The organism is Blastococcus sp. KM273129, from assembly GCF_021698995.1.
Lineage (GTDB): Bacteria > Actinomycetota > Actinomycetes > Mycobacteriales > Geodermatophilaceae > Blastococcus.
Map to the genome: position 1 here is coordinate 32,237 of NZ_SSXB01000006.1, position 21,641 is coordinate 53,877.

The window sequence follows — 21,641 nt, forward strand, 5'->3', positions numbered from 1 at the left end:
GGTCTAGTGTTCTCCCGTGCCTTCCCGCCCGGGGCTGCTCGAGTGCATCGAGCGCTACTTCGCCGTCGCGCCGCAGCCGGATGCGCGGATCCAGGCCGCCGGAGCGCTGGACGTCCCGATCGCCGACCCGGCCTGGCCCTACCCGGCCCGGCCCCGGCGCGGTGGCGACCGGGTCACCGTCCAGGACGTCCGCGCCGCGATCGCGCTGCAGCGGGCGGCGGGGCTGCCGCCGGCGCTGGAGTGGATCCCGGAGTGCTCGCCCGGGGTGGCGGTCGCGGCCCGCGCCGCCGGGCTGACCGTCGAGGAGCTGCCGCTGCTGGTGGCCGACGACCCCGTCGACGTCGTCCTGCCGGCCGGGGTCCGGCTCTTCCTCGTCGGCGCCGACGACCCGGAGCTGCCCCTCTACCAGCACGTGGCCGCGCTCGCCTTCGCGCACCCGGGTGGGGTCACCGACGTACCGGAGGTGCCGCCGGAGCAGTCCGAGGAGGCGCAGCGCCGCACGGCGGTCCTGCGGGAGCGGATCGCCGAGGGCCGCACGGTCATGATGGTCGCCATGGAGCGCGGCAGGCCGGTGGCGGTCGGCTCGCACCAGCCCGTCGACGTCGAGGGCACCGAGGTCAGCGAGGTGGTCGGGGTGGCGACGCTGCCGCGGCTGCGCGGCCGCGGCCTGGGCGCGGGCCTCGCCTCCGCGCTGACCGCGCACGCCCGGGAGAGCGCGGACCTGGTCTTCCTGGCCGCGGGCGACGACGACGTGGCCCGGGTCTACGAGCGCATCGGCTTCGCGTGGATCGCGACCACCGCCGTCGCGGAGCCGCCGCAGGCCTGAGCCCGGCCGCCGGCTCACCGGTGGCTCGGGACCGTCTTCCCGGCCGCCACGGCCGCGCCCGCGGCGGTGAGGGCCGCCCGCGCGGCGTCGTAGCCCACCGACCGCGGGACCTCGCTGAGCAGCACGGCGACCGTGGAGCCGAGGACCGCGACCGAGTGCAGGTGCCGCTGCCCGCCGACGCAGCACATCCACCCCTGCTTGACCCCCGGCTCCCCGGGCAGCGTGCCGAAGAGGCCGAACTGCTGGTCGAAGCCGTCGGCGGCCACGGGCGTCGCCTCCCGCATCCAGCCCAGCAGCGCCGCCGCGTCCTCCGGGTGCGCGATCACGGGCAGGCGGGCGAGGAACCGGGCCAGGTCCTGGGCCGTCGTGACCGCCTGGCCCCACTGCCCGGGGATCCGCGCCGGTGGCGGGCCGGTGCCGCCCAGCCCGTAGCGCTCGGCCACGTCGCGCACCATCTGCCCGCCGCCGTACCGGACCCACAGCGCCGAGGCCGCCGGGTCGTCGGAGCGGCGGATCATCTCGCGCAGCAGGTCGCGGTCGGTCGCGGGGAGCGCGATGGAGCCGGCGCGGGCGCGGGTGAGGATGTCCTCGGCCATGAAGAGCTTGACCATCGACGCGGTGGGGAATGCGCGGTCGGCCACCGGACTGTTCCCGGCGCCGTCGGCGAGCCAGCGCAGCGACCGCGCCTCGGCGGCACGGACGCTGCCTTCCGTGATGCGGCGCTGCTGGCGGTCCACCACGACCGCGAGCGTCCCGACCGCCCCGTACGCCTCCACGGCGTCGGCCACGAGCGCGGCGGGCGGTTCTCCGCCGGCCACGGCGCGCCCGGGCCGGAAGCCCTCCAGCGCGAGCAGGTGGACGACGGTGAGCACGGCCGTCACCAGCGGCAGGACCGCGGCAGCGGATCGGTGCCGGGCAACCGGATGGGACACGCCGCGATGCTTTCCCCGTCGGGGGCGGGATTCACCGCAGCCGGCGCGCCACCGCCCCCCGCCGGAGTGGCCGTGCCGCTGCGCGACCGGACGGCTGCGCAGCGGCGGTCACCGCTACCGCTGCTCGTGGGTGGCGACCAGCGTGGCGCGGGCGAGGGTGTGCGAGAACAGGTTGAAGCCCAGCACCGCGGGGCTGGTGGTGCCGTCGACGTCCAGCCGGTCGGTGTCGACGGCGTGCACCACCACGAAGTAGCGGTGCGGGCCGTGGCCCGGCGGGGGAGCGGCACCGACGTAGCCGGGGAAGCCGCCGTCGTTGCGGAGCTGGACCGCGCCCTCGGGCAGCTGCGGCGCGTCCTTGTCGCCGGCACCGGCCGGGAGCTCGGTCACCGAGGCCGGGATGTTGGCCACGGCCCAGTGCCAGAACCCGCTGGCGGTGGGCGCATCGGGGTCGAAGACGGTCACCGCGAAGCTGCGTGTCCCCTCCGGGAAGCCCGACCAGGCCAGCTGCGGCGAGCGGTCCTGGCCGCCCGCCCCCATGACGCCGCTGACCTGCGGCATCGGCATCGGCTGCCCGTCGGAGACGTCGCTGCTGGTCACGGTGAAGCCCGGCACCTGCGGCAGGAAGTCGTAGGGGTTGGGCGGGGTGGGCCGGTCGGCCATGGTGGTCCTCTCCCTCGATGTCGTGGCTGGTCGGGGCGCCGGGGCGTCCCCGTCGGACCCTAGGCAGCGCAGCCGCCCGGCGCCCGTCGGAACCCGGCGCCGGCGCGCTCCCGGGACGTGCGGGAGGCCCGGCGCCGGTAGCGTCGGAGCGTGTCCACCTCCCGATCGGTCGGCCTCCCCGACGGCGTCCGGGCCTGCCTGTTCGACCTCGACGGCGTCCTCACCCGGACCGCCACGGTGCACATGGCGGCCTGGAAGCGGACCTTCGACGCCTTCCTGCGGGCGCGCGACCCCGCGGCGCCGGAGTTCACGCAGCTCGACTACAACCGGTACGTCGACGGCAAGCCGCGCGCCGACGGGGTGCGCGACTTCCTGGCCAGCCGGGGCATCGTGCTGCCCGAGGGCGTGCACGGCGACCCGCCGTCCGCCGAGACGGTGCAGGGGGTGGCCGCCCGCAAGAACGACCTGGTCCAGCGCGAGCTCGAGGAGCACGGCGTGGAGGTGTACGAGGGCTCGGTGCGCTACCTGAGGGCCGTCAAGGAGGCCGGGCTGGCCACCGCGGTGGTGACCGCGTCGGCCAACGGGGAGCAGGTCATCGCCGCCGGCGGGTTCGCCGACCTGGTCGACGCCCGGGTCGACGGCGTCGTCGCCCGGGAGCGCGGGCTGGCCGGAAAGCCGGCGCCCGACACCTTCCTCGCCGGGGCGCACGCCCTCGGGGTGACGCCGCAGGAGGCCGTGGTGTTCGAGGACGCCCTGGCCGGGGTTGCCGCAGGCCGGGCGGGCGGCTTCGCGCACGTCGTCGGCGTCGACCGGGTCGGGCACGCCGAGGCCCTGCGCGAGGCCGGCGCCGACGTGGTCGTGGCCGACCTCGACGAGCTGCTGGACCGGACGTGACGGAGGGGCGGGCGATCTTCCCGGTCGAGCCCTGGTCGCTCACCGAGGTCGGGCTGGACCACGACAGCCTCGGGGTGCACGAGTCGGTCTTCGCGCTGGCCAACGGCCACCTGGGCATGCGCGGCTCGCTGGAGGAGGGCGAGCCGGTCGTCGTCCCGGGCACGTACCTCAACGGCTTCTTCGAGGAGCGGCCGCTGCCCTACGCCGAGGCCGGCTACGGGTTCCCCGAGCAGGGCCAGACCGTCGTCAACGTGACCGACGGCAAGCTGATCCGGCTGCTGGTGAAGGACTCGCCGCTGGACCTCAACTACGGCGAGATCATCGACCACCGGCGGACCCTGGACCTGCGGGCCGGCGTCCTCCGCCGGTCCACCGAGTGGCGCTCGCCCAGCGGCCGGACGGTGCGGGTGAGCAGCACCCGCCTGGTGTCGCTGGCCCGCCGGTCCATCGCCGCGATCGAGTACCAGGTGGAGGTCACCGACGACCTGGGCGACCTCTACGTCGCCCTGCAGTCCGACCTGCTGGCCAACGAGGACGGCGCGCCGGACGGCGACCGCGACCCGCGGGGCGCCGCCGCGCTGGCCCGGCCGCTGGACTGCGAGCTCGCCGCCGGCCGCGGCCGGCGGGCGGTGCTGGTGCACCGCACCAAGCGCAGCCGGCTGCGCCTGGCGGCCGGCATGGACCACCTCATCGACATCCCCGACACCGCCACCGAGGACATCGAGGCCGGTGGCGACCTGGCCCGGTACACGCTGGCGGCGCGCATCCCGCCCGGTGGGTCCCTGAAGCTGGTCAAGTTCCTCGCCTACGGCTGGTCCTCCCGCCGGTCCAGCCCGGCGCTGCGCGACCAGGTGGAGGCCGCGCTGGCGACGGCCAAGCTCGCCGGGTTCGAGCGGCTGCTGAGGGAGCAGCGCGAGCTCCTGGCCCAGCACTGGGACGAGGCCGACGTCGAGATCGAGGGCGACGACGAGCTCCAGCAGGCCGTCCGGGTCGGCATGTTCCACGTCCTGCAGGCCGGGCTGCGCGGCGAGCGGCAGGCGATCCCGGCCAAGGGGCTGACCGGCCCGGGCTACGACGGGCACACCTTCTGGGACACCGAGACCTACGTGCTCCCGGTGCTCACCTACACCGCCCCGCACGCAGCCCGGGACGCGCTCATCTGGCGGCACACCACCCTCGGCCTGGCCCGGGAGCGGGCCCGGGTGCTCGGCCTGCACGGGGCCGCCTTCCCGTGGCGGACCATCCGCGGCGAGGAGACGTCGGGCTACTGGCCGGCCGGCACGGCGGCCTTCCACATCAACGCCGACATCGCCGACGCCGTCATCCGCTACTACGACGCCACCCTGGACGACGCCTTCGACCGCGACTACGGGGCCGAGCTGCTGATGGAGACCGCCCGCCTGTGGGCGTCGCTGGGGCACTTCGACGCCGAGCACGGCTTCCGGATCGACGGCGTCACCGGGCCGGACGAGTACACGGCCGTGGTCGACAACAACGTCTACACGAACCTCATGGCGCAGCGGAACCTGCGCGAGGCAGCCGCCGCGGTGGCCCGCCAGCCGTTGGTGGCCGGGCGGCTCGGGATCACCGACGAGGAGGTGGAGGAGTGGCTGCGGGCCGCGTCGCTGATGGCGGTGCCCTACGACACCCGCCACGGCGTGCACATGCAGTCCGACGGCTTCACCCACCACGAGGACTGGGACTTCGCGGCCACGCCGCGCGAGCACTACCCGCTGCTGCTGCACTACCCCTACTTCGAGCTGTACCGGAAGCAGGTGGTCAAGCAGGCCGACCTGGTGATGGCCCTGCACCTGCGGGGTGACGCCTTCACGCTCGAGGAGAAGATCGCAGACTTCGCCTACTACGAGCAGCGCACCACCCGGGACTCCTCGCTCTCGGCGACCCAGCAGGGTGTCGTCGCGGCCGAGACCGGCCACCTCGAGCTCGCCCACCAGTACTGGGCCGAGGCGGCGCTGACCGACATCCAGAACCTGCACCACAACTCCGGCCACGGGCTGCACATCGCCTCGCTGGCCGGTGGGTGGACCGTCGCCGTCGCCGGTTTCGGGGGGATGCGGGACCACGGCGGGGAGCTGACCTTCGCGCCGCGGCTGCCCCAGCGGATCAGCCGGCTGCGCTTCCGCGTGGTCTACCGCGGCCGCAAGCTCACGGTCACCGTCGAGCGGGACCGGGCCACCTACCGGCTGGTGGACGGCGACCCGCTGGACATCCGGCACCACGGCCGCCAGGTGCGGATCGACCACGACGACGTGGTGCTGGAGCTGCCGCCACCGCCGGAGGTCGAGCCGGTGCACCAGCCGCCGGGGTGCGAGCCGCGGCGGCGCTCGCGCGGCTGACCGCTCCGTTCCTCGTCCCCCCGCCGGGCGCGGTGACGCGTGCGCTCCCGCGGTTCGCATTTCGACCGTTATCCCCAACACCGAGTCGGCTCAGCCGGTAGTGCCGTCGAGCAACCATCGCGCGCCCAGGACGAGAGCAGCAACGTCGACGGCCAGGAAGACACCGACCCAGAACAGGGCGGGTAACGGGGTGAGCCGGGCCAGCTGGTCGGCGTCGGAGTCGCGGGCGCCCTGCCGGCGGCGGGCCCGCTGCAGCTCGAGCACGGCGCGCGGCGCGGCCAGGAGCAGGAACCAGGTGGCGACGGCGGCGAAGACGACCTGCCCGGCGGGCGGCAGCCACCACGTCGCGGCGAAGACGACCGCACCGGTCACCAGGACCGACCACAGCCCGTACCAGTTGCGGATCTGCACGAGCAGGAGCGCCAGGAGCAGCAGCAGCGCCCACAGCAGCCCGATGGCGTGCCCGGCGGCCAGCAGGGCCGCGGCGCCGAGGCCGAAGAGCGCCGGCCCGGTGTAGCCCGCGGCGCAGGTGAGCACCATGCCCGGCCCCGTCGGGCGACCGGCGGAGACGGTCAGCCCCGAGGTGTCCGAGTGCAGCCGGATGCCCGAGAGCCGGCGCCCGGCGGCCAGCGCCACGAGGCCGTGCGCGCCCTCGTGCGCGATCGTCACCACGTTGCGGGCCGGGCGCCAGAGCGTGGGGGAGAGGACGACCAACGCGGCGACGGCGGCCGTGCCGATCAGCCACTCGACCGGGAGCTCCGGGGCCGGCGCCGTCACGCGGGCCCAGAAGCGGCCGAGGACCTCCACGCCCGGCAGTCAACCGCACCAGCCCGGCAGCGGCGGGGGAGCGCCCGGGGTGTCGGGCGAGGCGGGGCTCACACCGCCGCGGGGGACCCTCAGGTCCCCGATCCGGGCGATCCTGGACGCATGACGACGAGCACCGCCCTCACCCGGGACGACCTCCCGGTGACGGTGTCCTTCACGCGGCGCGCCGACCCGGCGCACACGCGGGAGATGACGGCGTGGATCCGCGCCGGCCTCAGCATGGCGGAGGGCTTCCCGGGCTTCCTGGGCGGCGGCTGGGTCCGCGCCCGGCGCGACGCCGACGAGTGGCACATGCTGGTCCGGTTCGCCGACCAGCCGGCCCTGGCCGCGTGGGAGGCCTCCTCCGAACGGCAGTGGTGGCTGCGCTCGGCGCAGGGCCTGGCCGAGGTCACGCGCACCGAGCGGCGCACCGGCATCGAGGGCTGGTTCGACTCGCCCGTCGCCGAGGCCGTGGACCCGCCGCCGGCCGCCCCGGCACCGCCCCGCTGGAAGCAGGCGGTGACGATCTGGCTGGTGTTCTTCCCGGTCAACCTGCTCGCCACGGTGACGTTGGGGGCGGCGCTCGCCGACGTCCACGTGGTGCTGCGGGTGCTGGCCATCACGCTGGCGCTCACGCCGCTGATGACCTACCTGCTGCTGCCGTGGATGACCGCGCGCCTGCAGTGGTGGCTGCAGGGACGGCGCTGGCGCGACCGCTGAGCAGCCGCGCGTAATCGCATCGACGTCCCGACCGGCGCGCTGCCACCATCGCGGCGTGGACGTGCTCGCGATGCTGCCGGCGTTCCTGGTGGCCGTGCTGCTCATGGCGGCGACGCCCGGCCCGGCGATGGCGCTGATCCTCCGGCGGGCGGCGCTACGAGGTCTGCGCGGTGCGGTGCCGACGGTCCTCGGGCTGGAACTGGGGCTGTACCTCTGGGCGCTGGCGGCGGGCGCGGGCCTGGCCGCCCTGGTCGCGGCGTCCGAGGTCGCCTACCTGGTGCTGCGGGTCGCCGGTGCGGGGGTGCTGCTCTACCTCGGTCTGCGCGCCTGGCGGACGGCCTGGCGCGACGGGGGGACCCTGCCCGACCGGGGCCCGGAGCAGGAACGGCTGCTCCGCCGCGGGTGGTGGGCGGCGTTCGGGGAGGGCCTGCTGGTGCAGCTGGCCAACCCGAAGGCCGCCGTCTTCATGCTGGCCTTCTACCCGCAGTTCGTGCCCGCGGACGGCCCGGTGCTCGCCACCACCGCGGCGCTGGCGCTGCTGCAGGTCGTCGTCGAGACCGGGCTCTACCTGGCCCTGGCGGCCGCGGTGGCGCGCGCGGGCAGGTGGTTCCGACGGCCGCGGGTGCGGCGGCGGCTGGAGGCGGCCAGCGGCACCGTGCTGGTCGCGCTGGGGCTCCGGGTCGCCGTCTCCGGCCGTTGAGGCGTCAGCCGCCCGGCTTGACCGCCTTGCCCCGCTCCCGGTCCGCGTCGTCGGCCTCGTAGGCGCCGGGGACCGCCCGCGCTCCGCCGTCGTCGTCCGTGCCGGGGGTGAGCGGCCGGTCGGTGAGGTCTGCGGGACCGGGGGAGGGCGTGCCGCCCGGTTCGCGGTGCTCGTCGGTGTCGGGACGGGCCTCGGTCACGGGATCCTCCAACGGCTGGGCGGCACGGTCCGCGGACGCCTACCCCGTGCCCGGCACGCGGAACCCGCGGGGGCGGTCAGGAATGGAAGATGACTCGCCGCGCCGGCGCGGCGAGCCGTGTCCTGGGCTCGCACGAGGGCGGCGTCGGGCACCGGGAGCGTGACCTCGCGCTCGCGGTCGCTCAGCCGGTGCAGTTGACGGCGTTCCCGTCGCGGTCGGTGACGCGCAGCAACTGAGCGGTCAGGCCTCGCGGGTGAACAGCCAGCGGGCGAAGGCTGCCTCCTCGTGGAGTTCCGTGCGCCACAGGACCGACAGCCGGAACGTCCCGGGGGCGACGACGAGCAGCGGGCTCGCGTCGGTGGCGGCGCCGCGCTCCAGCGCCGCCGAGTGCGGCGTGGGGCCGGGCGACTCGGGCAGCAGGAAGGCGCCGTCCTCGCCGGTGCCGTCCAGCGCGGCGCTGATGAAGGCGAGCCGGCCGCTGGGCACGGCGACGACGTCACCGACCTGGTCGCCGGTGGCGGGGAACGCGAGCGCGGTGTCCAGCGCCGTCCGGTAGTCCTCGGCGACGGCCTGGACGACGGCGACGCTGCCGTCGTCGGCGCGGAAGACCTCGAGCCAGCCCTCGTCGCCGACCTCGGGGTCGGTCAGCACCAGCGCGGCGCTCCCGCCGTCCAGGGGGATGCCGGTGAGCTGGTACCCAAGCTGCGGCACCAGAGCCTCGTACGCCTGCTCGCTCATGCCCCGCCAGGCCGGCAGGAGCTCACCGTCCAGGGCGAGGAAGGGTTCGCCGTTGGTCCAGCAGCGGCCGACGTGGGTCCAGGAGCGGGGCATGTCCCGATCATCACCCCGGGCGGTGGCACACGCCCGGGGCAGCCGGCCGGTCGGGCGTGCCACATCGGCGGTAGCGCTGGCCGGTGACGCGCACGGTCGCGGCGGTGACCGCAGCGCACGGCACCCAGATCCACCAGGCCCTGGTGGCCGCCCGCCGGGTTGACATAACGTCGATTATCGGCGCGACGGACAGAGGGTCGGAAGGGGTCGCGAACTCCTCGGACAGCCATCCCGACATCGCCGGCGCACTCGCGCTCGGCGGGCAATCCGCGCCCGGCTCGCACGTGGGCGCGCGCAGGGTCGCCCGACTGGGTGGCCGCGGTTCGGGCCGGCAGGCGCCGGCGACCGGTTGTCCGCCCACGGGCGGCTCGGTCGGGTCCGCGGACGGCGAGCCGGCCGCGCCATCCCTCGCCGACTCCCCCATGAGTTGATCTTGTCGTGCCGCGGCTGCGCCGGAGTGGCGACGCGCTCGCCGGCCGCGCACCGGGTGCCGGACAACCTCCCGGTCGACACTCCCTCCCATCCGCCGACACCTCCCGTATTGCGTCACTGTGACGTAAAGGCGCTGGTGTCTGCCGTTCGACGGGCGTCCAGCGGGCTGCGTTCGTAGGCTCGACCCATGAGAACCCGACGACCGTTCGCCGCTCTGCTGACCTCGCTGGCGCTCCTCGGTGGAGGTGCCTCGATGACCGCCTGCGGTGACCCGGCCGGGTTGGACCGCAACGATGGAACGCCCGAGGAGGTCGTCGACACGGTGAGCCCGGAGGATGCCGAGCGGGAGAACCTGCCGGACGTCAGCAACCCGGAGATCGAGCAGAACACCGACGACGACACCCAGGACCCGGACTAGACCGGCCGGTCAGCTGGAGCGTTCGGTGACCCAGAGCCGGTCGAGCCGCCCCGTCGAGCGGACGAGATCAGCCAGCGAGCGCTCCAGCTCCGCCTTGGTCGGCCGTTCCCGCAGCATGGTCTCCACGTCCTCGAGAGCGCAACGCAGCTGGTAGAGCCGGTCCTGCAGGCCGTCGAGCTCGGCCCGCGACACCAGCACCACGTCACCGGGCAGCCCGGCCTTCGCCGTCGCGGAGCGCTGCTCGTAGGCGCGCTGGCGGCAGGCCTGGCCGCAGTACAGCCTCGGGCGGCCGACCGAGCCCTGCTGAGGGAGGACCTTGCGGCACCAGCCACACCGGCGCTCCTCACCGCTCCCCCGGCTGGGGAGCGGCGCGACGGGGAGGGACGCCGTGCTGCCGGACGCGTGCTGCTGTGCCACGCAGGGCACGGTAGACGCCGCCGCCGACAGTCCTGGATGACACGCCAGGACACCGGGGGAACGCAGGCGGCGACGGCGTCGGCCCGGCGTGGAGCGGCAGCGGTGGGGCCCCGCACGGTGCCCGGACGCGGCCACTAGCGTGGAGGCGTGCCCGCCGCGCGCTTCCCGTTCCTGGACGCGCCGACCCCGTTGGCCATGGCCCACCGCGGCGGGGCGATCGAGCACCTGGAGAACAGCATGCCGGCCTTCGAGGCCTGCGTGGAGCTCGGCTACCGCTTCATCGAGACCGACGTCCAGGTGACGGCCGACGGCGTCCTCGTCAACCTCGACATCAAGGCCGCGGGGGTGCTCGCCCCGCTGGTGCGGCTCGTGCGGCGGATGCAGGTCCTGGACCGGATCTGCCTCGGATCGTTCTCCGACGCCCGCATCGCCGCCGCCCGGCGGTTGTTCGGCCCGGCCGTCTGCACCTCGCTGGGCCCTCGCGGGGTCGCGGCGCTGCGGCTGTCGTCCTACTCGCCCCGCGCCGCCGGGCTGGTGCGCATCTCGGCCGGCTGCGCCCAGGTGCCCCTGCAGCTGGGCGGGCGCGCGCTGGTCGACGAGCGGTTCCTGGCGGCGGCGCACGCGCGCGGCCTCCAGGTCCACGTGTGGACCGTCGACGACCCGGCCGAGGCCGAGGCGATGCTCGACCTCGGTGTGGACGGCATCATGACCGACCGGCCGGCGATGCTGCGCGGCGTGCTGGAGAAGCGCGGCCAGTGGGATCCCCCGGCGTGAGGCGGCGCTCGGACCCCGCGCCCGGCTCCGCGGGGTGGTGCACCGGCCGGGACCGGAGGCGCCGCCCCGCGCGACGTCCCGCGACCGCCCGGGGCCGGTGCTGGACCACGCGCCGGGCGACTGGCAGCCTGCCGCGGTGACCACCGCCGTCCCCGCCGCCCCGGTGCCGCCGGCCGACCGGGCGCTCTCCCGCGAGCGCTTCGGCTGGTACTCCTACGACTGGGCGATGTCGGTCTTCAACACCTCGGTGACGACCGTCTTCCTCGGCCCCTACCTCACCGCCATCGCGCGCGACGCCGCCGGTCCCGACGAGCGGTTGACCTTCCTGGGGCTCTCCGTCGCGGCCGGGAGCTGGTTCTCCTACGTCCTGTCCGCGTCGGTGGTGCTGCAGGTGCTGGTGCTCCCGCTCACCGGCGCCGTGGCCGACCGCACCGGCCGCAAACGGGAGATGCTCGCCGGTTTCGCGCTGCTCGGGGCGCTGGCCACGACCGGCCTGTACTTCGCCGGCGACGGCCGGTGGCTCATGGCCGCGCTGCTGTTCGTCCTGGCCAACATCAGCTTCGGCGCGGCCACCGTCGTCTACTACTCGTGGCTGCCCGACCTCGCCGGGCCCGACGAGCGCGACCTGGTCTCCAGCCGGGGCTGGGCCTTCGGCTACGTGGGCGGCGCCCTGCTGCTCGCCGTCCACCTGGCGCTGGTCGTGGCGGCCGAGGACCTGGGCCTGACCACCGGCGAGGCGGTGCGCATCGCCCTGGCCACCTCCGGGCTGTGGTGGGGCGCGTTCGCGCTGTTCTCGGTGTCCCGGCTGCGCAACCGCCCGGTCGCCGCCTCCGCGGTTCGGTCGGGCAGCAGCTTCCGGCAGCTGGCCACCACGTTCCGCGAGATGCGCGCCTTCCCGCTCACGCTGTGGTTCCTCGGCGCCTACCTGCTCTTCAACGACGGCGTGCAGACGGTCATCTCGCTGTCGGCCACCTACGCCACCGAGGAGCTCGACCTCGCGCAGGACGTGCTCACCGGCGCGATCCTCATGGTGCAGGTCGTCGCGATCTTCGGCGCGCTGGGGCTGGGCCGGCTGGCGGGCCGCTACGGGGCCAAGCGGGTCGTCCTGGGTGCGCTGGTGGCCTGGATCGGCGTGCTCGTGGCCGCCTTCTTCCTGGAGACCGGCGCGGTCGCGCAGTTCTACGCGCTGGCTGCCGTCATCGGCCTGGTCCAGGGCGGCACCCAGGCGCTCTCCCGCTCCCTGTTCAGCCAGCTCATCCCCGCGGGCAAGGAGGCCGAGTACTACGGCTTCTACGAGATCAGCGACCGCGGCACGAGCTGGCTGGGCCCGCTCGCCTTCGGGCTCACCTACCAGCTCACCGGGTCCTACCGCCTGGCGATCGTCAGCCTGGTGATCTTCTTCGTGGGCGGCTTCGTCGCCCTTGCCGCGCTGCCGATGCGCCGGGCGGTCGTCGCCGCCGGCAACACCCCGCCGGAGAAGCTGTGACCGCCACCCCCTCCGGCACCGCTCCCCTGCTCCCCAGCTCGGTCCCCGCCTCCGGTGACCGGCGGCGGCACCCGGCCCCGGCCCACCTGCGGTTCTTCCACGGGCCCATGGACTGCGGGAAGTCGACCCTCGCGCTGCAGGTCGACCACAACCACAGCCGGCAGGGCCGGCACGGCCTGCTGGTCACCCAGGGCGACCGCTCCGCCGCGCCGCGGATCACCTCCCGGGTCGGCCTCTGCCGGGAGGCGATCGAGATCGACGCGGCCACCGATCTCCGGCTCCTGGTGCGCGACCGCTGGGCCGACGGCCACCGCGTCGACTACCTCATCGTCGACGAGGCCCAGTTCCTCTCCCCCGCCCAGGTCGACCAGCTCGCCGAGCTCGTGGACGAGTCGCACGTGGACGTCTACGCCTTCGGGCTGACCACCGACTTCCGCACCCGGCTGTTCCCGGGAACCCAGCGGCTGCTGGAGCTCGCCGACGACGTGCAGCGCATCCAGGTGGAGGTGCTCTGCTGGTGCGGCCTGCCGGGGCAGCTCAACGCCCGCGTCGTCGACGGTGTCATGGTGCGCTCGGGCGAGACCGTCGTCGTCGCCGACACCGCCCCGGCCGAGCTCCCCGGCGCGGGCGCCGGGGCACCCGCCGTCCGCTACCAGGTGCTCTGCCGGCGGCACTACGTACGCGGCGAGCTGGGCCCCACCGCGGCCGGTCCGGGGCAGCTGGCCCTCCCCTGAGCGGCGGTTCCTCACCCGTGCGGGGGGCGCCGGGGGCGGGGATCCCACCCCATGCGATGATGAGCAGCCGATTCGGCGGAATCTTCCCGCCATTTCCGTCGTTCATCTCTCTGACTCCCCGGTCGCCTGGGTACTGCCCTGGCCTCCGGACGTCGAGTCCCGACCGACACAAGCACGAGAGGACGGTGTGCCATGGGTGAGCGTTCCCTGCGCGGCAGCCGACTGGGCAGCGTCAGCTACGAGACCGAGCGGAACACCGCGCCCATCGAGCGGCAGTACGCCGAGTACCGGTGCCCCTCGGGCCACCTGTTCACGGTGCCCTTCGCCGACGACGCGGAGCTCCCCGACACCTGGGAGTGCAAGTTCGACGGCTCGGCCGCGAAGCTGGTCGGCGGGAGCGAGCCGGCGCCCAAGAAGGTGAAGCCCCCGCGCACGCACTGGGACATGCTCCTCGAGCGGCGCAGCGTGGAGGACCTCGAGGAGGTCCTGGCCGAGCGCCTCGAGGTGCTCCGCGGTCGGCGGACCCGCGCCAGCTGACGACGGACCCGCCTCACGGGGCGGGCAGCGCACCGTCTTCCGGAACGGCCCCGGTGGAGAGATCCACCGGGGCCGTTCCGCGTCCGGGCACCTGCCCCGGGCACCGCGGCCGTCGCTCAGGGCCGCTGCTCGGGGTCCCGGAGCACCTCGCCCTCGATGACGAGCGGCTCCTGCGGCCGGGAGGTGCCGGTGGTGTCCACCGGCGCGGCGCGGGTGCTGCCCACGCGGACAGGCCCGCGCAGGTGCTCGGGCAGCCGGGCGAGCACGACCCGCCTGAGCAGCCCGCGCACCAGGCCCCTCGTCCCCGGCAGCAGGCACAGCAACCCGACCAGGTCGCCGAGGAAGCCCGGCAGCACCATGAGCAGCCCGCCGACGGCGATCAGCCCGGCGTCGCCGAGCTCGCGGCCCGCGGCCTCGCGCGAGCGCGCCCGCTGCCGCAGGTCGGCCAGCGTCCGCCGGCCCTGGCTGGCCAGCAGCACCCAGCCGAGCGCACTGGTGACCAGGGTGGCGACGATCGTCCACCCCAGGCCGATCCAGGCGGCGACCAGGACGAAGACCACCAGCTCCGCCAGCGCGGTCAGGCCCACCACCGTGCGCAGCCTCCGACGCACCACGTCAGCCACGCCGCCTCCTCCCTCTCGACGTCCCTCGCCGCTCCCCCGCCGGCCGGCGCCGACGGGGGCGCTACCGACCGGCCGGGTCGGCCGTACCGGTCACCGGCGGGGGCACGCGTCCCGGCAGCCACCCGGCCAGCCGGTCCTGCACGCCCCACGCGGTCACGCGGGCCCATGCCTCCCCAACGATCGAGCCGCTCATCTTGCTCCGGCCGAACGCGCGTTCGGTGAAGGTGATCGGCACCTCGGTGACGCGGGCCCCCGACCGCAGCGCGCGCCAGGCCCAGTCGACCTGGAAGCAGTAGCCCTCGCTGGCCACCTCGTCGAACGGCAGCCGGTCTATCAGCTCGGCTCGGGCGGCCCGGAAGCCGCCGGTGGCGTCGCGCAGCGGCAGGCGCAGCGCCCAGCGGGTGTAGCGGTTGCCGATCCGTGACAGCAGCAGCCGGTGCGCCGGCCAGTCCTCGACCCGGCCGCCGGGGACGTAGCGGGACCCGAGCACCAGGTCGGCATCGGCCAGGGCGGCGAGCAGGTCGGGCAGCTGCTCGGGTGCGTGCGAGCCGTCGGCGTCCATCTCGACCAGCACGTCGTAGCCCTGCTGGCGGGCCCAGCGGAAGCCGGCCACGTACGCGCGCCCGAGCCCGGCCTTCGCGGCCCGGTGCAGCACGTGGACGCGGTGGTCGGCGGCGGCCCGCGCGTCGGCGATCGCGCCGGTGCCGTCGGGCGAGCCGTCGTCGACCACCAGGGCGTGGGCCTCGGGCACGCTGGCGTGCAGGCGGTCCAGGACCCGCGCCAGGTTCTCGGCCTCGTTGTAGGTGGGGATGACCACCAGGACGCGTCCGGTCACGCCCGGGCCGCCCGGCGGCGCCGCAGGACCGCCAGCAGCACCGCGCCCAGGCCGAGGGCCGTCAGCAGCGCCTCCGGCAGCACGCCGAGGCGCTGGGCGACGGTGCGGTCGTCGCGCTGGGCGATCTCCTCGACGAAGACCGCCGGCTCGAACAGCTCCGAGGAGCGGACCACGGTGCCGTCCGGGGCCACCACGGCCGAGATCCCGCTGGTCGCCGCCACGGCGACGCTGCGCCCGAACTCGACCGCGCGCACCCGGCTCATGGCCAGCTGCTGCTCGCTCTCGTCGGTGTAGCCGAAGGTCGCGTTGTTGGTCTGGACGACGAGCATGCCCGCACCGCCGTCCACGACGTCGCGCACGAGACCGTCGTAGACCACCTCGAAGCAGATCAGGTCACCCAGCCGGATGCCGGCCACGTCGAGCACGCCGACCTCGTCACCCGCGGCGAAGTCGCGGCGCACGAGGTCGACCTTCTCGCTGAACAGCCGGAAGAAATCGCGGTAGGGGACGTACTCGGCGAAGGGCACCGGGTGCCGCTTGACGTAGGTGTCGCCGGGCCCCTCCTCCGGTGACCAGACGATCGCGGTGTTGCTGATGAACTCGCCCGGCCCGCCGACGACCGCGCCGACGAGCACCGGCGCACCGACGGCGTCGGCCGCCCGTTGGATCCGCGCCGCGGCGTCGGCGTTGCGGTAGGGGTCGATGTCGGAGCTGTTCTCCGGCCACAGGACGACGTCGGGGCGCGGCTGCCGACCCGCCGCCACCTCGTCGGCGAGCCGCAGCGTCTGCTGCACGTGGTTGTCCAGCACCGCGCGGCGCTGCGCGTTGAAGTCCAGCCCGGCGCGCGGCACGTCGCCCTGGATCACCGCGACCGTGGTGGTGGGCCCGCCGGCGGTGAGCGACGTCCCGGGCAGCGGCAGCCAGGCGAGCGTGCCGACGAGCGGCAGCGCCAGCACCCCGGCCAGCGCGGCGGCGGCCCCGCGCAGCCCCCGGGCGCCGGTGCCGGCGCGGCGCGCCGCGACGCCGGCCAGCAGCGCGGCGGCCAGCAGGGTGCCGGTGAGGGCGACGGCGAAGCCGGCGAGGGGGACGCCACCGTAGGCGGCGAACGCGAGGAACGGGCCGTCGGTCTGGGAGAAGCCCAGCCGACCCCACGGGAAGCCTCCGAAGGGGAACCGCCCGCGGGCGGCCTCGACGGCCACCCAGAGCGCCGCCGCCCACAGCGGCCAGGCGGGCAGCCGGGACGTGAGCGCGGTCAGCCCGCCCAGGGCGGCGAGGTACAGCGACTGGCTGACGGCGAGCGCCAGCCACGGGACCGCGCCGACGTAGATGCCCGTCCACGACAGCAGCGGCACGAAGAAGGTGAGGCCGGTGACCAGACCGAGCCAGAGGCCTGCGCGCACGCCGCCCCCGTGGACGGCGACGGCCAGGGCGGCCGGGCCGAGGACCGCCAGCGCGATGAGGTCGTGGCCGGGGAAGGCGAGGAACATGGCCAGCCCGCCGGCGGCGGCCAGCAGGGTCCGCCACGGTGCGCGGGACCAGCGGGTGCCGGGCGCGGTCGACGGCGGCGCCGCCGGATCGGCACCGCCGGGGCCGGTCGTCCGCGGGAGCGTCCCGGTCCCCGACCCGCCAACGCCTGCGGGCACCCAGCGCCTCCCCGGTGCAGCCGCCCTGTGCGGACGGGACGTCCCCGCGCCGTTCGGGCGGGGTCCGGACCGCGGTGTGCACGCGGCCCCGACCCAGCATCCCATCCCGGCGCCGCCGGTGGACGCGGCTGCCGCCGCACCACCCGTCGAGGCAGTCGGACCCCTGTCCCGGACGCGCCGGCGGTCGCTCCCCGCGGACGGCGCGCCTTCGGGCCGGCCGGCCGGTCGCTGGGTGCGATCGGCGCGACCGTTGTCTGATGGCGCGGGTCCACGCGGGCTCCGCCGGGGTTCCCCCACGCGGTTCCCGGCCGGCCCGCCCGCCCCCTGCGGCCCGGGTGCGCCCCCGGGAGGGGGCGCCGGCCGGCGGGGCGGACGCACCTGCCGGGGGACGCGCGCGCGGTGCTCCCGGTCAGGAACTGCAGGGACTGTAAGAAGTGCGCGCCCCCGGATCGAGAGATCGGACACCCCCGAGCCGCAGTGTGATCGGATCGTTACTCATCGTTGTTGGGCGTCAGGGGGCGTCCACCGGCCGCCCGTCGACCACCAGACCCGCGCAGGCCGGGCGGGCGCGCTCCGCGAGGACCTCCGAGAGCCCCGCGTCGGTGGCCCAGAGGGCCAGGTCGGCCGGCGCCCCGACGGCCAGGGGCCCTGCGGGGTGCTCGGCCCGCACCGCGACCCAGCCGCCGTGCGTGGCGGCGTCGAAGGCGTCGAAGGGGCGCAGCCCGGACGCCGGGTTCCGGTGGTCGACGGCGGCGTGCACCCCACCCCAGGGGTCCAGCGGGGTGACCGGGGCATCGCTGCCCAGCGCGAGCGTGACCTCGGCGTCGGCGAGGTCGGCGAGCGGGTTGGTGGCCAGCGCCCGCCCGGCGCCGAGCCGCTCGGCGTACATCCCCGAGTCCCCGCCCCACGCCGCGTCGAAGGCCGGCTGCACGCTGGCGACCATCCGCCACACGCGCAGCCGGCCGATGACGGCCGCGGACGGCATCTCCAGGTGCTCGAGCCGGTGCCGGCAGGCCCGGACGGCGGCGATCCCCAGCTCGGCGACGACCACGCCCACGGCGTCCAGGACCTGCTCGACGGCGGCGTCGCCGATCACGTGGAAGCCGGCCTGGACGCCCGCAGCGGTGCAGGCGCGCACGTGCTCGACGAGCGCGGCGGAGTCGAACCGCAGCGCGCCGGAGGTGTCGGGCCGGTCGCTGTAAGGAGTGCTCAGCGCCGCCGTGTGGGACCCCAGCGCGCCGTCGCAGAAGAGGTCTCCCCCGGCGCCGGCCAGGCCGAGCTCGCGCACCAGCTCCAGCCCGCCGCGCTGGGAGAGCTCGCCCCAGTAGCCCACGACGCGCGGACCGGGGGTCTGCGCCGCCAGGGCCAGCAGCTCGCGGAGGTCCTCGGCCGAGGACACCTCCGGGCCGGCCATCTCGTGCAGGCTGCCGACCCCCAGCGCGGCCGCGGCCCGGCGGGTGGCGTGCTGGGCCGCGGCGCGCTGCGCCGGCCCGACCGCCCCGTAGGCGGCCTGCCTGGCCGCGTGGTGGGCGTCCAGGCGGAGCCGCCCGTCCGGCGAGAACCCCGGGAGCGCGGCGATCCCCGGGACGAGGTCGAGCAGCGCGGTGGAGACCGTGGCGGAGTGGACGTCGACCCGGGCCAGGTAGACCGGCCGGCCACCGGCCACCGCGTCGACGTCCGCGCGGGTGGGCCCTCGCCCCTCCGGCCAGCCGGTCTCGTCCCACCCGGTGCCCAGGACGATGCCGCCGGGCGCCGCGGCGACGTGGTCGCGCAGGGCGGCCATGGCCTCCGCAAGGCTCGAGCTCGAGTGGAGGTCGAGACCGGTGAGCGCGAGGCCGGTCGCCGTCGCGTGCACGTGCGCGTCCACGAAGGCGGGGGTGAGCAGCGCCCCCTGCGCCGCGATCACCCGGTCCGCCGCAGGTGCGTCCCCCGCGGCGCCGCTCCAGGCGATGCGCCCGTCCACGACGTGCAGCGCACGCCCCGGCCGGTCGCCCACCCGCACGTCGGTGAGCAGCAGGCTCACGTCGGTCCCCTTTCTCGCCGTCGCCTGCCGGGACGGCGGGCCGACGACAGGAGACCACGACCACCTCGGGCGGGATCCGGGTGGCCGGGTGCGCGGGCCGGCGGTAGGCAGGACCGATGCGTGAGGGGAGGACGGAGCTGCGCACGGAGCGGTTGCGCCTGCGCCCGTGGACCACGGGACCGGCCGACCTGGCGCGGCTGCGGGACCTCTACGGCCGCGCGGAGGTCACCCGCTGGCTGGGCGGCGCCCCCTCGGTCGCGCCGGCCGAGCTCGTCGCCCGCTGGGCGGAGGTGCACCGGCGGGACGAACGCTTCCTCTGCTGGGCGATCGAACGACCTGACGGCGTCCCGGCGGGCACGGTGCTGCTCAAGCCGCTGCCCGACGGGGTGGGCGAGGTCGAGGTGGGGTGGCACCTGCACCCGGACTCCTGGGGGCGCGGCTACGCCACGGAGGCCGCGCGGGCGGTCATCGACCGCGCCTTCGGGCTCGGGCTCCCGGAGGTGTACGCCGTCGTCCGGCCCGGCAACGAGCCGTCGACGGCGGTGTGCCGGCGCCTGGGCATGGTTCCGCTGGGGCGGCTGCGCCGTTGGTACGACGTCGAGCTGGAGACCTACCGCCTCATGGCGCCGGTCGTCGTGGAGTGAGCCGGTGGCTCAGCGGCGGAGCAGCGCGGTGAGCCGTCCGAGCGGCGACTTCTCCTGCTTCTTCTTCACCTCGCGGCCGGCGGCGCGGACAGTGTCGGCGGCGGCCGCCTCGGACGGCGTCGGTGCGGTGCCCCCGAGGTGGGCGGGGAGCCACCAGCGGTCGTCGTCCCCGGCCGGCCGGTCGGGGTAGCCGCGCTGGGCCTCGTCGAGGAGGGCCTCCATGGCGGTGCGGGTGCGGTCCAGCAGGGCGCCGATCTGCTCGCCGGGCTCGGCCACGATCGGCTCGCCCAGGAGCACCGTCACGGGGACGCCGCGGCGCAGCTCCACCTTGTGGTTCTTCGTGGCCACGCGGTGCCCGCCCCAGACGGCGGCCGGGATGATCGGCGCCCCCGAGTCGACGGCCATGCGGGCCGCCCCGGCCTTGAGGTCCTTGACCGTGAAGCTGGTGCTGATGGTCGCCTCGGGGAAGACGCCGATGACCTCGCCGTCCTTGAGCGCCCGCACGGCCGCCTCGAACGCGGCCGAGCCCGCCTTCCGGTCGACCGGGATGTGCTTCATCGCCCGCATGAAGCGGCCCGCGAACCAGTGCTCGAAGACCGGCGACTTCGCCATGAACCGCACCAGCCGGTGCTGCGGGAGAGCCGCGAGACCGAGGAACGTGAAGTCGAAGAAGCTCACGTGGTTGCTGCAGATGATCGCGCCGCCGGTGGCTGGCACGTGCTGCGAACCGCGGACGTCGAAGCGGAACCGGAACAGGCGGAAGACCACCAGCGCCAGCCGGATGATGGCGCGGTAGGGCCGGTCCCGCGGGTCGGGCGAGGACCCGAAGAGGCCGGGACGGACGACGTCGCGCCAGCTCGCGGTGTACATGGCGGGAATCTAACGGCTGGCCACGGTAGCTGCCCGGGGGGTCTCCTGCCCCGCCGTGGCGTCGACCGCCGCCCGGACGACGGCGGCGAGGTCCCCGGTCTCCCGGTGCACCTGCCGCTGCAGCTCCGCTCCCGTCCCGCGGGTGAGCAGCGCGCCCACCCCGTCGCGCACCCGCTGCTCGTCCCCCGCGTCGGCCAGGGCGGGGCGGACGTGCTCCAGCAGATCGGCGAGGACGTCGCCCGCGGGGGCCGGCCGGCCGGTGCGCGGGTGCACGAGCGCGTCGGACAGACCTGAGCGGGAGGCGCGCCAGCCGGCCAGGCGGAGCACCTCGGACGGCATCTCGGGGACCGCTCCCCCGGCGCGGGCGTCGCGCGCGGCGGTCTCGACCAGGCCGCGCACCAGCCCCGCGAGCGTGACGGCGTCCTCCACCCGCAGCAGCACGTCGGCGGTGCGGACCTCGACGGTGGGCCAGCCGGCCGACAGGCGGGCGTCGAAGTACACCATCCCGTCGTCGAGGACGGTCCGCGTCGCCAGCACCGCCTCGACGAGCCGGTGGTACTCCCCCGCGTCGCGGAACGGACCGGTGGGCCCCGCGGAGGGCCACCGGTGCCAGACCTGCGACCGGAAGCTCGCGTAGGAGGTGTCCCGGCCCTGCCAGAACGGCGAGTTCGCGCTGATCGCCGTGAGCACGGGCAGCCAGACGCGGATGCGGTTGAGCACCGCGACGCCCTCCTCGTCGTCGACCACCTGCACGTGCACGTGGCAGCCGCAGGTGAGCACCTCCTCGGCGGTCCGCCCGAACGCCTCGTGCAACCGTGCGTACCGCTCCCCCTTGGTCGGCACCGGGCTCACGTCGACCGGTGAGGTGGCGAGCGCGGCGACGCGGGCGCCCACGGCACGCGCGGCCGCGTCGGCTCGGGAGCGCCAGTGCCGCAGCTGGGTGTCGACCTCGGCCAGCGTGGAGCACACCGGCGTCCCCAGCTCGAGCTGCTGCGCCTTGAGCTCGGGCACCAGCTGGGCCGTCTCCGGGACGTCGGCGTCGTCGCCCCGCTCCTCGAGGTCGTGCTGGTGCACGTCCTCCCCCTCGCCCCGCCGTGCCGCGACCGCCAGCGCCTCCGGTGCCCGGGCGACGGGGCTGCCGTCCGCGTCGACCACGAGCAGTTCTTCCTCGACGCCCACCGTCCGCACTGCTCCATGATCCGGAGCGTGGTCGACGGGTGCAGCGTCAAAGGCCGGCGTCACCCTCCCGGGGGTGTTACTGCTCCGGCGCCCGGAGGGCGCC

25 protein-coding genes are annotated in these 21,641 nt (G+C 75.7%); 13 read left to right on the forward strand and 12 right to left on the reverse strand.

Translation table 11 applies throughout. The features are described 5' to 3' along the window. Window positions 1–16: 16 nt before the first annotated feature. The gene (locus E9565_RS02965; RefSeq protein WP_236825917.1) at window positions 17–826 is read left to right on the forward strand and encodes a GNAT family N-acetyltransferase; all 810 of its coding nucleotides are present in this window, start codon (window positions 17–19) and stop codon (window positions 824–826) included. Between the two features lie 14 nt (window positions 827–840). On the opposite strand, the gene E9565_RS02970 is transcribed toward E9565_RS02965, so the two are convergent. Together E9565_RS02970 and E9565_RS02975 are read right to left on the reverse strand one after the other, a co-directional pair. Beyond that, window positions 841–1,758: a serine hydrolase gene (locus E9565_RS02970; protein WP_236825918.1), complete on the reverse strand. Its 918-nt coding sequence runs from the start codon at window positions 1,756–1,758 to the stop codon at window positions 841–843. Window positions 1,759–1,872: 114 nt separating this feature from the next. Beyond that, entirely contained in the window at window positions 1,873–2,418 is a 546-nt protein-coding gene (locus E9565_RS02975) for a YbhB/YbcL family Raf kinase inhibitor-like protein (protein WP_236825919.1), read from the reverse strand. A 150-nt stretch (window positions 2,419–2,568) separates the two neighbouring features. On the opposite strand from E9565_RS02975, the gene E9565_RS02980 reads away from it, so the two are divergent. Both E9565_RS02980 and E9565_RS02985 read left to right on the forward strand, forming a co-directional pair. Continuing rightward, window positions 2,569–3,312, forward strand: coding sequence for a beta-phosphoglucomutase family hydrolase (locus E9565_RS02980; protein ID WP_236825920.1), 744 nt, complete (start codon window positions 2,569–2,571; stop codon window positions 3,310–3,312). Continuing rightward, a complete protein-coding gene (locus E9565_RS02985) occupies window positions 3,309–5,669 on the forward strand; it encodes a glycoside hydrolase family 65 protein (protein WP_236834029.1) in 2,361 nt (786 codons plus the stop codon). Before E9565_RS02980 ends, E9565_RS02985 begins: the two co-directional genes overlap by 4 nt. Window positions 5,670–5,759: 90 nt before the next feature. On the opposite strand, the gene E9565_RS02990 is transcribed toward E9565_RS02985, so the two are convergent. Continuing rightward, window positions 5,760–6,476 (reverse strand): M50 family metallopeptidase, encoded by a 717-nt coding sequence (locus E9565_RS02990; protein WP_236834030.1) that lies wholly within the window; start codon window positions 6,474–6,476, stop codon window positions 5,760–5,762. A 120-nt stretch (window positions 6,477–6,596) separates the two neighbouring features. On the opposite strand from E9565_RS02990, the gene E9565_RS02995 reads away from it, so the two are divergent. Next, entirely contained in the window at window positions 6,597–7,193 is a 597-nt protein-coding gene (locus E9565_RS02995; RefSeq protein WP_236825923.1) for an antibiotic biosynthesis monooxygenase, read from the forward strand. Between the two features lie 55 nt (window positions 7,194–7,248). Then, the gene (locus E9565_RS03000) at window positions 7,249–7,893 is read left to right on the forward strand and encodes a LysE family translocator (RefSeq protein ID WP_236834031.1); all 645 of its coding nucleotides are present in this window, start codon (window positions 7,249–7,251) and stop codon (window positions 7,891–7,893) included. Window positions 7,894–7,897: 4 nt separating this feature from the next. Here E9565_RS03000 and E9565_RS03005 read toward each other — a convergent pair whose 3' ends face one another. Next, window positions 7,898–8,092 (reverse strand): hypothetical protein, encoded by a 195-nt coding sequence (locus E9565_RS03005; RefSeq protein WP_236825925.1) that lies wholly within the window; start codon window positions 8,090–8,092, stop codon window positions 7,898–7,900. An 89-nt stretch (window positions 8,093–8,181) separates the two neighbouring features. On the opposite strand from E9565_RS03005, the gene E9565_RS03010 reads away from it, so the two are divergent. Beyond that, window positions 8,182–8,328 carry a hypothetical protein gene (locus E9565_RS03010; protein WP_236834032.1) on the forward strand — a complete coding sequence of 49 codons (147 nt, stop codon included), beginning with the start codon at window positions 8,182–8,184 and terminating at the stop codon, window positions 8,326–8,328. A 4-nt stretch (window positions 8,329–8,332) separates the two neighbouring features. Here the strand turns inward: E9565_RS03010 and E9565_RS03015 are convergent, their stop codons facing one another. Then, window positions 8,333–8,923, reverse strand: coding sequence for a hypothetical protein (locus E9565_RS03015; RefSeq protein WP_236825927.1), 591 nt, complete (start codon window positions 8,921–8,923; stop codon window positions 8,333–8,335). 83 nt (window positions 8,924–9,006) lie between these two features. Here E9565_RS03015 and E9565_RS03020 point away from each other — a divergent pair, with 83 nt between their 5' ends. Further along, window positions 9,007–9,354 carry a hypothetical protein gene (locus E9565_RS03020; RefSeq protein WP_236834033.1) on the forward strand — a complete coding sequence of 116 codons (348 nt, stop codon included), beginning with the start codon at window positions 9,007–9,009 and terminating at the stop codon, window positions 9,352–9,354. Window positions 9,355–9,542: 188 nt separating this feature from the next. Further along, the gene (locus tag E9565_RS03025; RefSeq protein WP_236825929.1) at window positions 9,543–9,773 is read left to right on the forward strand and encodes a hypothetical protein; all 231 of its coding nucleotides are present in this window, start codon (window positions 9,543–9,545) and stop codon (window positions 9,771–9,773) included. A gap of 9 nt (window positions 9,774–9,782) precedes the next feature. Here E9565_RS03025 and E9565_RS03030 read toward each other — a convergent pair whose 3' ends face one another. Then, window positions 9,783–10,190, reverse strand: coding sequence for a hypothetical protein (locus E9565_RS03030; RefSeq protein ID WP_236825930.1), 408 nt, complete (start codon window positions 10,188–10,190; stop codon window positions 9,783–9,785). 147 nt (window positions 10,191–10,337) lie between these two features. On the opposite strand from E9565_RS03030, the gene E9565_RS03035 reads away from it, so the two are divergent. The 4 genes from E9565_RS03035 (at window position 10,338) to E9565_RS03050 (ending at window position 13,721) form a co-directional block, all read left to right on the forward strand. Continuing rightward, window positions 10,338–10,964, forward strand: a complete 627-nt coding sequence (locus tag E9565_RS03035) for a glycerophosphodiester phosphodiesterase family protein (protein ID WP_236834034.1) — start codon at window positions 10,338–10,340, stop codon at window positions 10,962–10,964. A 136-nt stretch (window positions 10,965–11,100) separates the two neighbouring features. Next, window positions 11,101–12,450: an MFS transporter gene (locus E9565_RS03040; RefSeq protein WP_236834035.1), complete on the forward strand. Its 1,350-nt coding sequence runs from the start codon at window positions 11,101–11,103 to the stop codon at window positions 12,448–12,450. Beyond that, window positions 12,447–13,184: a thymidine kinase gene (locus E9565_RS03045; protein WP_236825933.1), complete on the forward strand. Its 738-nt coding sequence runs from the start codon at window positions 12,447–12,449 to the stop codon at window positions 13,182–13,184. The genes E9565_RS03040 and E9565_RS03045 overlap by 4 nt, the downstream gene beginning before the upstream one ends. Window positions 13,185–13,376: 192 nt before the next feature. Then, window positions 13,377–13,721, forward strand: coding sequence for an RNA polymerase-binding protein RbpA (locus E9565_RS03050; RefSeq protein ID WP_091932539.1), 345 nt, complete (start codon window positions 13,377–13,379; stop codon window positions 13,719–13,721). Window positions 13,722–13,837: 116 nt separating this feature from the next. Here the strand turns inward: E9565_RS03050 and E9565_RS03055 are convergent, their stop codons facing one another. The 4 genes from E9565_RS03055 to E9565_RS03070 all read right to left on the reverse strand — a co-directional run bounded on the left by E9565_RS03055 (window position 13,838) and on the right by E9565_RS03070 (window position 18,845). After that, window positions 13,838–14,344, reverse strand: coding sequence for an FxsA family protein (locus E9565_RS03055; protein ID WP_236825934.1), 507 nt, complete (start codon window positions 14,342–14,344; stop codon window positions 13,838–13,840). 61 nt (window positions 14,345–14,405) lie between these two features. Next, window positions 14,406–15,179 (reverse strand): polyprenol monophosphomannose synthase, encoded by a 774-nt coding sequence (locus tag E9565_RS03060; protein WP_236834036.1) that lies wholly within the window; start codon window positions 15,177–15,179, stop codon window positions 14,406–14,408. Next, on the reverse strand, window positions 15,176–16,822 hold the full coding sequence (lnt, locus tag E9565_RS03065; protein WP_236834037.1) for an apolipoprotein N-acyltransferase: 1,647 nt from the start codon (window positions 16,820–16,822) through the stop codon (window positions 15,176–15,178). The genes E9565_RS03060 and lnt overlap by 4 nt, the downstream gene beginning before the upstream one ends. Window positions 16,823–17,333: 511 nt before the next feature. Then, window positions 17,334–18,845: an amidohydrolase gene (locus tag E9565_RS03070; protein ID WP_236834038.1), complete on the reverse strand. Its 1,512-nt coding sequence runs from the start codon at window positions 18,843–18,845 to the stop codon at window positions 17,334–17,336. A gap of 116 nt (window positions 18,846–18,961) precedes the next feature. Here E9565_RS03070 and E9565_RS03075 point away from each other — a divergent pair, with 116 nt between their 5' ends. Then, window positions 18,962–19,489: a GNAT family N-acetyltransferase gene (locus tag E9565_RS03075; RefSeq protein ID WP_236827525.1), complete on the forward strand. Its 528-nt coding sequence runs from the start codon at window positions 18,962–18,964 to the stop codon at window positions 19,487–19,489. 9 nt (window positions 19,490–19,498) lie between these two features. Here E9565_RS03075 and E9565_RS03080 read toward each other — a convergent pair whose 3' ends face one another. Both E9565_RS03080 and E9565_RS03085 read right to left on the reverse strand, forming a co-directional pair. Then, the gene (locus E9565_RS03080; RefSeq protein ID WP_236827527.1) at window positions 19,499–20,359 is read right to left on the reverse strand and encodes a 1-acyl-sn-glycerol-3-phosphate acyltransferase; all 861 of its coding nucleotides are present in this window, start codon (window positions 20,357–20,359) and stop codon (window positions 19,499–19,501) included. Window positions 20,360–20,368: 9 nt separating this feature from the next. Then, window positions 20,369–21,547 (reverse strand): glutamate--cysteine ligase, encoded by a 1,179-nt coding sequence (locus E9565_RS03085; protein ID WP_236834039.1) that lies wholly within the window; start codon window positions 21,545–21,547, stop codon window positions 20,369–20,371. Window positions 21,548–21,641: the final 94 nt, after the last annotated feature.